We start from the raw sequence: 11,686 nt of genomic DNA, 5'->3' as shown, positions 1-11,686 counted from the left end.
GATCATACACACCTCAGATTGGCACATTGGACACTCCCTGTATGGGCGTAAGAGGTATGAGGAGTTTGAGGCCTTTTTCAGGTGGCTTGCGGGGCTTATCGAGGGTGAACGCGTTGACGTGCTGCTTGTTGCCGGGGACGTCTTTGACAGCAGTGCGCCAAGTCACAGGGCACAGGAGCTGTACTACCGTTTTCTGTGGAGCGTGGCAAGGTCGGGCTGTAGCCATGTGGTCATCACGGGGGGCAATCATGACTCTGCATCGTTTCTCAATGCCCCTGGGGAGCTTCTGCGGGCGCTCAACATACACGTTGTGGGGTGCATCGGGGAGTCGGAGGAGGTTGAGCCGGAGGTGCTGACTCTCTCTGATGCCGGGGGCAGGGCGGGGTTGATCATCTGTGCGGTGCCATACCTCAGGGACCGCGACGTCAGGCGGGTTGACGCCGGTGAGAGCCTTCAGGACAAACAACTGAAGCTCGTCGAGGGCATTGTTGCACACTACCACAGGGTCTGTCAGAGGGCGCTGCAGATACGGGACAACCTCAGGGCAGACATCCCCATTGTGGCAATGGGGCACCTGTTTACCGCCGGCGGACGATGTATCGATGGCGATGGCGTGCGACAGACCTCCTACGTAGGCTCACTGGCACACGTGGGATGGGAGGCATTCCCGGACTGCATTGATTACCTGGCCCTGGGACACCTGCACGTGCCACAGACGGTGGGCAACTCCGAAACAAGACGTTACTGCGGCAGCCCCCTGCCCATGGGCTTTGGCAGCGCAATGCAGGAAAGCTACGTCCTGAGCATAGAGACGCAACCCCGCCCCATGCGGGTTACACCAATACCCGTGCCCAAGCTACAGCCCATGGAGAGTATCTGTGGCAATTGGAGCGACATCTCAAGGCGCCTTGAGCAACTCAAGGCCAACCACAGCAAGGCATGGCTGGAGATCGTCTACGAGGGCGATGAGCTTATCAGCAACCTAAGACAACGTCTGGAGAGGGCCGTTGAAGAAACCGGTCTGGAAATTTTGCGCATAAAGAACTATCGCATGATGGAGCGCATCATCAAAAGGATGAGCGTCGATGAGACCCTGGATGACCTCAATGAGGACGATATCTTTAATCGTTGCCTGGAGGCACACAACATACCTCCGATACAGCGCCGGGAACTCTTGGCAACCTACAGTGAAGCAGTCCTGGCCACCAGGGAAGACGACCGGATGTCTCAATAGCACCACGCAAAAAAAAATGGGGAACTTTGTCCCCATGACACCGCTAAAATTACCGTGTGAACCTACGACTTTACCACATTACATATAGCTTTAAAACTCTCCAACCCTGCTTCAATATTTTCTATGATTTCATCTGCCAAGATATCAGGGGCAGGGAGGTTGTCAATATTAGCGAGGCTTTTATCTTTCAGCCATATATAGCAGATTTCGGTATCCTCTTAAAAAAGCATGGTAAAAGGTTTAGCAGAAAGGGGTCAAGGGGACTGGTCCCCTTGCAGGGGGTTCTGAAGGGGGGCGGAGCCGCCCCTTTCTTTCTCTTGCTACCATGCAATATAAAGAAGATACTAAACTATCCTGTTGAGAGGCTCTTTTCGTCCTTTAGCAACTTGTACTCTATGCTGTCAACGAGTGCCTGCCAGGAGGCGTCTATGACGTTCTTGCTGACGCCAACAGTACCCCACCTGCCGTCATTGTCGCCCGACTCGATCAACACCCGCACTCCCGTGGCCGTGCCCTTGACGCCGGAGAGTACCCTGACCTTGTAGTCGTGCAGGACGACATCCTTCAGGGCCGGATAGTAGGGATGCAGGGCCTTACGCAGGGCATTGTCGAGGGCATTGACGGGGCCGTTACCGTCGGCAGCCGTGTGTTCGACCACACCGTTTGGGAGACGTATCTTGATGGTGGCCACGCTTGAAGCCTCCTTGCCCCTGTCTTCCTTGTCAACGGTTACGCGAAAGCCAAGCAGCTCAAATGCCTCCCAGTATTGCCCGGAACTCTTTTTCATCAACAGCTCAAAGGATGCCTCGGCGGCCTCAAACTGAAAACCCTCGTTTTCAAGAGTCTTTAATTTATCGATCAACTCCTGAGCTTTGCCCCTGTCCGTGAAGTGTACGCCAAACTCCTCGGCCTTCCTCTGGACGTTGCTCTTGCCGGCCAGGTCGGAGACGAGCACCCGTTGGGAATTGCCCACCAGTTCGGGGCTGATGTGTTCGTATGTTTCGGGGTGCTTGCGTATGGCACTGACGTGGATGCCGGCCTTGTGTGCAAAGGCACTGTCGCCAACGTAGGGTTGGCGCTTGAGGTGGCTGATGTTGGCGATTTCGTTGACGTACCTCGACACCTCGCGGACGAGTCTTACGCCATCCCCGATGCAGTCATAGCCCTGCTTGAGTTGCAGATTGGGTATGATCGAGCACAGGTTTGCGTTGCCGCAACGCTCTCCCAAGCCATTGATGGTGCCCTGCACCTGCACTGCCCCGGCACTGACTGCCATCAGGGAGTTTGCCACGGCGCAGTCGGAGTCGTTGTGGGCGTGTATGCCGATATCGGCATGGATGTGTTTGCCCACGTGTTGGGTCACCTGTTGCACGTACTGGGGCAGACAACCTCCGTTGGTGTCACAGAGTACGATGCAGTCTGCCCCGGCATCCCCGGCGGCCTTGATACACCTGATGGCGTAGTCCTCGTTGGCTGCAAAACCCTGAAAGAAGTGCTCGCAGTCAAAGAACACCCGCACACCCTGGCGTTTCAGAAACAGGATTGAGTCGTGGATCAGCTTCAAATTGTCATCGAGTGATATCTTCAGCGCCTCTCTGACGTGAAAATCCCACGTCTTGCCAAAAATGGTTATGACGCTCGTTTGGGCGGCAACGAGTGCCCTGAGGTTGGGGTCGTCCTCTGCCGCGTGGCCGAACTTCTGTGTGCTGCCAAAGGCGACGATGGTTGTCTTCTTGAGTCTGAGATGCCTGACCTGATCAAAGTATTCAACATCCCTGGGATTAGACCCCGGCCAACCACCCTCTACGTAACCAACACCAAAGGTATCGAGTTTTTCAGTTATCAACAGCTTGTCCTCCACGGAAAAGGATACATCCTCCGCCTGAGCGCCATCCCGTAAAGTTGTATCGTAGAGTTCAATTTTTTTCATGCCTATATTTTAACACAAACCACGCGTTGTAGGCAAATTGCTCAAAGGGCGGTGTCACAGCAAAATAGAACTGGACGGTTATCGTGGAAACCACGTATATAGCGCGTTTCGATTGTGTGCAATACAAGAAAGAAAGGGGTCAGGAGCGTCCTGAAGCGAAAAAGAAGCGGAGCCGCCCCTTTCTTTCTTCTATTCAGGCAATTTTGATACCCGAAAAAAACTCGAATCCGATCAGTATATACCACAAAATTACCGCAAGATATAGATCGGTTCAATTTCGATGGCTTTTTTGGATGGATATATCCCCGAAAACAGGCCAGTACACAACGATGCGGTAAACGCTATAACTACGCCTGTGCCGGAGACCACAAACGGCATCCCTGTTACAAGCGCCACCAGCAGGCTCAACGCCACACCAATGACGCAACCAATTACGCCACCGGCAAAGGAGATAAACGACGACTCGGTCAGAAACTGGATCATGATATCCCGCTTCTTTGACCCCACGGCGCGTCTTATACCGATCTCCACCCGGCGCTCGTTGACCATCAGGATCATTATCGAGAGTATCCCCACGGCACTGATCGTGAAGGAGACAAGGGAGGTTACCAGACCCAGCATCCTGACCACTCTGATGGCTTGGGTCTTGATGTCGTTGACGTCCTTGAGGTTGATCACGGTGAAGTCGTCGCGTTGGCCTTTTTTGGTGTTGTGTCTGAGGCGCAGGAGGTCTTCTATCTGTGAGGCGAGCGGGGAGAGTGAGGTATCGTCGTTGGCCTCGATGTAGATGAAACTGACGTACTGCTTGTTTACAAATCGCCGCAGATATGTGTTGAGTGGGACGTAGACGATGTTGTCCGAGTCAACACCGGCGGCGTCTGCCCCGACGGGACGCAACACCCCCACAACCTCACACGGGACACGGTAGACGTAGATATACTTGCCCATTGGGTCGGCATCTCCAAATAGCTTTTGGGCAACCTTGGCCCCTATGATGGCCTTGCGTTTGAGATCCTTGTCGTCGGTGGGATTGAAGTACTGGCCGCTGCTTAAGTCGAGCTTCCGTATCCGGAAGAACTCGCTGCCCACACCCATGAGGGTTGTTGTGGTGGTGGTATCGAGGTATCTTACGGGGAAGTTCCTGCTTGTAGCGGGTGCGATGTTGTTTATGTAAAACGTCGAGTTCTTTATGGCCCTAACATCGGCAAGGGTCAGATTTGTAGCCTCGCCCAATGCGCCGGGTTTGGCGTGCATTCCCGTCAGGCCGCTTCGTACAATCAGTAGGTTTTTGCCAAAGCTCTCAACCTCCTTGAGTGTCTGAAGTCTCAGGGAGGCCGATATGTTTGTCACGGTGATCAGAGACAACGTCCCCAAGACCACCCCCGCTACGGCCAAAGCACTTCGGAGCTTGAAGCTGCTGAAGGACTTAAGCGCAATGGACAGATTAAGAGTGATGTGTCGAAACCTCATCTCCACCACTGTGTCATGTAGTTGTCAACCATGTTCTTTCTTGTTCGAGCACGTTTTGTATGTTCTGTTTCAGGTGCGGTAGTTTTTCTTTGATTATTGTCCACATGATTTTCTTGTTAATACCAAAATACTCATGGGCAAGAACATTTCTGAAATCAATAACCCTCTGCCACTGGACAAATGGATATTTATGTCTGATTTCATCCGGTATGTTTTTTGTTGCTTCACCGATTATCATGAAGTTTCTCTCAATAGCTTCCAGTCTCATCTCATTCTTACAGAATTCCTCGAACGAGCTTTCCCCCACATAATCGAGTATCTTGTTCGTGCTCGTCAGAATATCCTCGATATAAATAAGACAACTCCTACGCATAGACATATACTACTTCATTGAGTATTTCATTCTTCAACTGGGGTTTAAGCGCATCCACCATCACCAAGTCCACATTCCTGCCAAAGGCCTCCTCAAGGAAGTATTTTAGTTCAATGTAGTTGTCGAAGTTTTCGGAATCCTCGTTAAAATATACGATTACATCCACATCGCTGTCTTGCCTTTCCTGCCCTCGCGTAAATGACCCAAAGACGCCGATTTTGCTGACACCGTACCTCCGCCTTATCAATCCTTCATTGCTTTTCAATATCTCTATAACGTCCATGCCCCAAACCTCTTGAGCACCTAAGGATATCACTGCCTAACCTCCAAATGCAACAATTTAGATATAAAATATCATTAATATGGAGGTATTGTCAATGCGTCAAAAAAACTGTCAGAATAATCAATTTTATGAATTGTTGCGGGTTATAAGTAAGGGAGCATGTAATAGTTCAGCTATACAATTGAAATGTTGTGTATATAACACGTTTCGATTGGATTAAATACAAGATACATGGCATTTTTACGGGGTCAAGGGGGCTGGCCCCCTTGCAGGGGGTTCTGAAGGGGCCAGGTGCGACTTTTATGGCAGGGGTGCCTCACCCCCTGGAGCGCCAAGAAGCGGAGCCGCCCCTTTCTTTTCTTACGGTTAAATGCGATTGCTCTGGGTACCGGGGTTGAACTATTACCGTTTTTGTAATTATAATTATTATGACTATGAACCTCAGAGACAACATATACTTCACGCTGGTGCAACCACGGGAGTCTGGTAACGTCGGAGCGGCAGCCAGGGCTATAAAGAACATGGGATTTGAGCGCCTGTGCCTCGTAGACCCCTGTGACTACCTCAACGCCGAGGCCCGCGCCTTTGCCCACGGGGCAATCGATGTGCTGGAGGGCGCCACGGTCTGCGCAAACCTCACGGAGGCAGTCAGCGACAAGGCCATCGTCATCGGTACCACACGCCGCCAGGGAAAAACGCGCGGGGTTATCCGTCCCGTTAAGGAGGCAGTTGCAACAATCGCCGAACTTGCCAACAACAACAAGGTTGCCATACTCTTTGGGCGTGAGGACAAGGGCCTCCTCAGTGAGGAGATCAACCGCTGCGGTTTTCTGATGACGATTGCCACCTCACACGCTCAACCTTCGCTGAACCTGGCACAGGCAGTCCTGATTGTAGCCTACGAACTTTCCCCGGTGTGCAGGAACAACCATTGTGCAAGGACGCCTAAACTTGTACCACAGGAGCACCTCAACCACCTGTACGACCGGATCGCAGAGGTGCTGAGGAACCTGGACATTAGCATGAGGGGCTCCGAAGACCTCGAGTCAGACATTGTCAGAAATATCAGACACCTCGTCGGTCGCTACGGACTAACCCACTGGGAGGTGGACATGTTACACGGTATATGCAGCGCTATCAACAATAAATGCAAGCGATCAGGATAAAAAGTGTTTCTTTAATTTCACGTGGTAAACACCTTATTAACAAATATTTTTCTGCCTCATAGAAAACTATTGACAACATATGCCGTGTAACGGGTACAATATATACATAACTATATAGGTATTTATAATAAAATGAAACAAGGAGGTTAATTATGCTCTACAGAGTGCTTTTAGGCTTGGGCTTACCGTTGATAATCCTTTACACGGTCTCTGATGCGGTGGCGGTATCAAAGGCGTCTGTCAGAAAATCGTCTGAGGTCACTGACAGTGATCTTCTCAAACGACTGTTTCACCAGGCACCCCACATCTATCCCCCCACGGGAAAGACAAACCGGCAAAAGATCATGAAGTGGCGAAATATCTTTAGCGAAAGAGACCTCGACTTTGACAAAAAACTGATTAAGTACAGAAATAACAAGGGCATGGAGCTCATAACCACCTACCAGCACCTGCTTTCGGGTTGGCATAGTATGCTGGAGGCAGGACACCTGAAGATGATCTACGGCAAATGCAATGACAACGATATCCCCTTTGAGATAGTGTTTTTGGCCCTTGCGGAGTCTGCGTGGGACCCCCTGGCGTTATCCCATGCCGGAGCAAAGGGGTACTGGCAGTTCATGCCGGCCACCGCTAAATCCTACGGCCTCATCGACGACGATATCGACTACAGAAGCCATGCGCAACGCAGCACCGAGGCCGCCATCAGACTCTTAAAAGACAACTATAAACTCACCCTGGCATGGGACAGGGTATACAAGATAAATGGCGCCAAGGTCACCAACAGCGACAGGTGGTTATGGGCATTCTGGGCCTACAACCGTTCCCCTAAGAGCGTTGCAAAGTACTACAAGCAATTCAGGGGCGACCCCAAACCCTTTGCCGATGGTGTAGACAACAACGAAAGCGCCAACTACGTAAGCAAGATATTTGCCATAAGGGAAGTCCTGAAGGAATACGTAGTAAACTCCCAGGTGGTAATCTCCGGTACAAAGGGGGCAAAGACCGCTAAGAAGTCTCAGGCTGACAAAGAGTACGCACAGTATAAAAAGACATGGTACAGTCAGGATCTCCCCCAACGCCTTGAGAGCCTTGAACAGATCAGGCGGATGTACCTGGCAGAAGGTGTTGTCTCAAAAAAGGGTACGTCTTCTGACATCCCCAACGTAGTCCAAAGAGAGATATGGTATATCAAAGAGGTACTGGCTGAGATTAACTACAGATATGACGACGGCAGGGTTGTGGAATCATCAGACAGCAACAGAAACCTATAGTGAGCGGGCGCATAGTAATGACAAATCAGGACGGATAAAGACGATATGTCGTTTGTAGATAATATCAGACAGATACTGAAGGATCGCGTAGAGAGTAATATAAACTCGTTGTTTGAGGCCAACATCGCCTTGCGCCAGCATATATATCAGCGCACCAAGGAGCTTGACAAGGTCAACAAGGAGCTGCAGGAGGAAATAAAAGAACGCAAACAGATAGAAGAGGCACTGAGATTAAGCGAAAACAGATACAAACGACTTGTTGACGCAATCACCGATTACATGTACACAGTGGAGGTCAAGGATGGTCGTGCGGTATCTACGCGCCACTCGGCCGGGTGTGTGGCCGTCACCGGGTATCACTCCGAAGAATACGAGTCAGACCAATACCTGTGGTACCGTATGATCGCCGAAGATGACCGTGAAATGGTTAAATCTCAGGTCAAGCATGTCCTTGCAGGGGAGGCGGCACCCCCGATAGAACATCGCATAATTCACAAAAATGGCTCCGTCCGTTGGGTGCGAAACACCATCGTGCCGCGCCGCAATCAGGACGGACGACTGATCGCCTATGACGGCCTCATTTCGGACATCACACAACGCAAGCTGGCCGAAGAAGCCTTAAAGCTCAGTGAAAATCGCTACAAACGTCTGCTGGGCGCTACCACGGATTACATCTATACAGTAGAGGTCAAAGACGGTCGTGCAGCCTCCACCACCCACGGCCCTGGCTGTGTGGCCGTCACCGGCTACACCACCGAAGAGTATGACGAAGAACCCTATCTGTGGTACCGCATGATCCACGGTGAGGACCGTAAGGCCGTTACCGAACTTGCATACAAGATACTCAAAGGAGAACCGGTGCTCTCCATAGAACATCGCATCATACACAAGGACACCTCTATCAGATGGGTGCGAAACACCCCCGTTGCCAGGTACGACTCCAACAGAAACCTCATCGCCTACGACGGCCTTATCTCCGACATCACGGAGAAAAAACTGGCCGAAGAACAACTCAGAAAAAACACCGAACAACTACAGGACTTCTTTGACAACGCCTCGGACATGATCCACGTGGTTACCCCCGATGGGAGGTTTAAGTACGTAAACCGCTCATGGCTCAACACCCTCGACTATAGCGAAGATGAGGTGGAAACCCTGACCCTCTCTGACGTGATCCACCCCGATCACTTTGACAACGGACTTCACAACTTCAACTGCTTCCTCATAGGTAGCATATCCAGCAGGTTTGAGACGGTCTTTGTCACCAGGGACGGCAGAAACATTGTAGTGCTGGGCAGCGTCAACTGCATATTTGAAAACGGCATACCCTCCGTAACGCGGGGTATCTTCCACGATATCACCGATATCAAGAGGGCCGAGGAAGCATTAAAGAAATACAACGATGAACTCGAAATCAGGGTCAGGGAGAGAACGGCAGAACTGCTCCATGCAAAGACCTACCTCGAAAGCGTACTGTTGTCCCTTACGGATGCCCTCATCGTGGTCAACGGAGACCTTGTCATCCAAACGGTAAATCACTCCGCCTGTACCCTCCTTGGCTACGACGAAGACCAACTGGTGGGCAAGATGGTTGACGTCATGTTTGCAGAAAACGTCCTGGAGGCCATCGGCGGACATGGTAATACCAAAGACCTGTTTACGTCAATGAAGACAGCGACCTCAGGGGATATCCCCGTCCTGGTCAACCTCTCCAGGCTCGGACAGTGGAGTGAGGAAGTCATAAACGACACCATTGTTGTCGCCCACGACATGAGGGAGATACGAAAGCTCGAGGAAGAATCCCACAGGATACAACTAAAGATGCTGACCTCCTCCAAGATGGCCACGTTGGGCGAAATCGCCACAGGGATCGCACACGAAATAAACCAACCACTTACCTATATCAGCAGCTTTCTCCAGGGCCTGATCCTGGAGATCAAACAGGGGGCATTAAACACCGATGCCCTTAAAAAAGAGGCCGTTGTGGCATATAAACAGGTCAACAGGATCGTCGATATAATCCAGCACCTGCGCACGTTTGGCCGCCGGGACGATATCGAAATGGAATCAATAAGCATCGAAATGGTCTTACACAACAGCCTGCTGCTTATGGGTGAACGTATACGTCTGAGGAACATATCTCTTACAAAAAATGTAGAGCCTAACCTGCCATCCGTTGTAGGAAGCGCAAACCAACTGGAACAGGTGTTTATCAATCTCCTGCAAAACGCCATGGATGCCCTGGCTCAAAACAAAACCGCTGCCGAAATACGCATCGTCATAAGGCTATCGAGAGATAAACAATTCATCGTTATAAAATTCACCGACAATGGTATGGGTATAGAGGAGAAGATTTTGGACAGGATTTTTGAACCGTTTTACACAACCAAGGAGGTTGGCATGGGTACGGGTTTGGGACTTTCCATTGTTTATGGAATAATAGTCGGACACAACGGAACTATCACCTGCGATTCTAAAGCTAACAGGGGCACTACCTTTACGATCAATCTCCCTGTTGCCGGTAGCACGACAGATGCATAATCAGAAGATACTTATACTTGATGACGAGCAGATCGTAATAGATGCAATCAAGAAACACCTCAGAACCTATGGCTATACCATCCATGAGGCCAAAAACGGCATTGACGGGATAAAGCTGTTTCACGAGGTCAATCCGGTACTCATAATCCTGGACCTCAAGATGCCGGTGATGGATGGCGTGGAGTTCCTGCAAAAGATAAACCTTGCCCCCACAGACCCCTATTCGGTCATCGTGCTCACAGGCCATGGCAGCGATGAGGATATGGAGAGGTGTTTTGAGTTGGGCGTCAGTGCGTTCTTGCACAAACCGTTTAACCTCTACGAACTAAAGGGGCTGGTCAAAAACTCTATAGCCCTAAAGCACGTGGAAAAAGACCTCAAAAGACAACTGGACGCCCGCAATAAAATGGAAGGAGAACTCTGGAAGTATCGCTATATGCTGGAAGACCTCGTTGAAAAACGCACCCTACAGCTTAAGACCACCAACGACAAACTCCACGTGGAGATAAACGAACGCCTCAAAACCGAAGAGCGGCTAAAACAATCACTGAGGGAAAAAGAGGTGCTCCTGCGCGAGGTCCACCACCGGGTAAAGAACAACCTCCAGATTGTCTCAAGCCTCCTGGACCTGCAAGCACGATATATCACCAACGAAGAGTCCCTGGAGATGTTTCGTGACAGTCAGAGGAGATTAAAGGCCATGGCCCTTATACATGAAAAACTCTACCAGGCCGACAACGTCGAACGGATAGACTTCCGAAAATACGTGGAAAACCTGCTCAACCACCTGTATGCCTCCTACTGCCTCAACACCGACAGGATAAGCATGAACGCCAACATAGACGAATGCTACATCGGCCTTGATACGGCAGTGCCATGCGGGTTAATCATCAACGAAATCGTATCTAACTCCCTCAAACACGCATTCACGGCAGATGTACGGGGCAGCATTAACGTAGAACTAAAGGTGCAGCCCGGAAATGCCTTCGTCCTGACAATCGGTGACACGGGCAGCGGCATTGCCCCAGGGATAGAAATCAAAGATGCACAGACCCTCGGCTTGAGGCTCGTAAACGCCCTGGTAACAGACCAACTGGAGGGCTCCATACAGTGCGAAACCAATCCGGGAACAACCTTTAAAATCTCCTTTGGTGAAATGAAATACTCCAGGAAGGCCTGATGTCAACAGTCTGCATATCAGAAGCTCAGTGTGACATAAAAGTCATATTCTTGACGCCGTCCCGGCTCGGAACTACCCGGGGGAGCCAGGGCAATCGCATTAGAAATAATCATGATGTTTGTTATGCTAAAATAACCACTTCTCAACTTATTAACCAGCCCTTTACGGGGTCAAGGGGGCCGTGCTCCCTTGTGAGGGGGTCTGAGGGGGAGCAAAGCTCCCCATTCTTTTTTTTCTT

General features: G+C 50.7%; 9 protein-coding genes. 5 read left to right on the top strand and 4 right to left on the bottom strand.

What is annotated here, in order from left to right; genetic code table 11:
* Position 1: 1 nt before the first annotated feature.
* Positions 2-1,234 (top strand): exonuclease SbcCD subunit D C-terminal domain-containing protein, encoded by a 1,233-nt coding sequence (locus HWQ67_RS06370; protein WP_425340705.1) that lies wholly within the window; start codon positions 2-4, stop codon positions 1,232-1,234.
* A gap of 349 nt (positions 1,235-1,583) precedes the next feature.
* Here the strand turns inward: HWQ67_RS06370 and cimA are convergent, their stop codons facing one another.
* The 4 genes from cimA to HWQ67_RS06350 form a co-directional block, all read right to left on the bottom strand.
* Complete coding sequence (cimA, locus tag HWQ67_RS06365) at positions 1,584-3,164, bottom strand: citramalate synthase (protein WP_218251836.1); 1,581 nt, start codon at positions 3,162-3,164, stop codon at positions 1,584-1,586.
* Positions 3,165-3,413: 249 nt separating this feature from the next.
* On the bottom strand, positions 3,414-4,634 hold the full coding sequence (locus tag HWQ67_RS06360; protein ID WP_218251835.1) for an ABC transporter permease: 1,221 nt from the start codon (positions 4,632-4,634) through the stop codon (positions 3,414-3,416).
* A gap of 13 nt (positions 4,635-4,647) precedes the next feature.
* Positions 4,648-5,007, bottom strand: a complete 360-nt coding sequence (locus tag HWQ67_RS06355; protein ID WP_218251834.1) for a HepT-like ribonuclease domain-containing protein — start codon at positions 5,005-5,007, stop codon at positions 4,648-4,650.
* A complete protein-coding gene (locus tag HWQ67_RS06350; RefSeq protein WP_218251833.1) occupies positions 5,000-5,290 on the bottom strand; it encodes a nucleotidyltransferase family protein in 291 nt (96 codons plus the stop codon). Before HWQ67_RS06350 ends, HWQ67_RS06355 begins: the two co-directional genes overlap by 8 nt.
* Positions 5,291-5,718: 428 nt before the next feature.
* Between HWQ67_RS06350 and HWQ67_RS06345 the strand changes: the two genes are divergently transcribed.
* The 4 genes from HWQ67_RS06345 (at position 5,719) to HWQ67_RS06330 (ending at position 11,448) form a co-directional block, all read left to right on the top strand.
* The gene (locus HWQ67_RS06345; RefSeq protein ID WP_218251832.1) at positions 5,719-6,456 is read left to right on the top strand and encodes an RNA methyltransferase; all 738 of its coding nucleotides are present in this window, start codon (positions 5,719-5,721) and stop codon (positions 6,454-6,456) included.
* Between the two features lie 152 nt (positions 6,457-6,608).
* Positions 6,609-7,727, top strand: coding sequence for a transglycosylase SLT domain-containing protein (locus tag HWQ67_RS06340; RefSeq protein ID WP_218251830.1), 1,119 nt, complete (start codon positions 6,609-6,611; stop codon positions 7,725-7,727).
* 45 nt (positions 7,728-7,772) lie between these two features.
* On the top strand, positions 7,773-10,268 hold the full coding sequence (locus HWQ67_RS06335) for a PAS domain S-box protein (protein WP_218251829.1): 2,496 nt from the start codon (positions 7,773-7,775) through the stop codon (positions 10,266-10,268).
* Positions 10,261-11,448, top strand: coding sequence for a histidine kinase dimerization/phosphoacceptor domain -containing protein (locus HWQ67_RS06330; protein WP_218251828.1), 1,188 nt, complete (start codon positions 10,261-10,263; stop codon positions 11,446-11,448). Before HWQ67_RS06335 ends, HWQ67_RS06330 begins: the two co-directional genes overlap by 8 nt.
* Positions 11,449-11,686 lie beyond the last annotated feature (238 nt).

Origin of the sequence: Candidatus Magnetobacterium casense (assembly GCF_019173545.1) — a bacterium.
Taxonomy (GTDB): Bacteria; Nitrospirota; Thermodesulfovibrionia; order Thermodesulfovibrionales; family Magnetobacteriaceae; genus Magnetobacterium; species Magnetobacterium cryptolimnobacter.
The sequence above is the reverse complement of the archived record's forward strand: the minus strand, read 5'-3'. Positions and strand labels throughout refer to the sequence as shown.

Excerpts from the sequence above, each read along its gene's own strand:
- cimA (WP_218251836.1), bottom strand. The coding sequence starts at position 3,164 with ATGAAAAAAATTGAACTCTACGATACAACTTTACGGGATGGCGCTCAG.
- HWQ67_RS06360 (WP_218251835.1), bottom strand. The coding sequence starts at position 4,634 with ATGAGGTTTCGACACATCACTCTTAATCTGTCCATTGCGCTTAAGTCC.
- HWQ67_RS06355 (WP_218251834.1), bottom strand. The coding sequence starts at position 5,007 with ATGCGTAGGAGTTGTCTTATTTATATCGAGGATATTCTGACGAGCACG.
- HWQ67_RS06350 (WP_218251833.1), bottom strand. The coding sequence starts at position 5,290 with ATGGACGTTATAGAGATATTGAAAAGCAATGAAGGATTGATAAGGCGG.
- HWQ67_RS06345 (WP_218251832.1), top strand. The coding sequence starts at position 5,719 with ATGACTATGAACCTCAGAGACAACATATACTTCACGCTGGTGCAACCA.
- HWQ67_RS06340 (WP_218251830.1), top strand. The coding sequence starts at position 6,609 with ATGCTCTACAGAGTGCTTTTAGGCTTGGGCTTACCGTTGATAATCCTT.
- HWQ67_RS06335 (WP_218251829.1), top strand. The coding sequence starts at position 7,773 with ATGTCGTTTGTAGATAATATCAGACAGATACTGAAGGATCGCGTAGAG.
- HWQ67_RS06330 (WP_218251828.1), top strand. The coding sequence starts at position 10,261 with ATGCATAATCAGAAGATACTTATACTTGATGACGAGCAGATCGTAATA.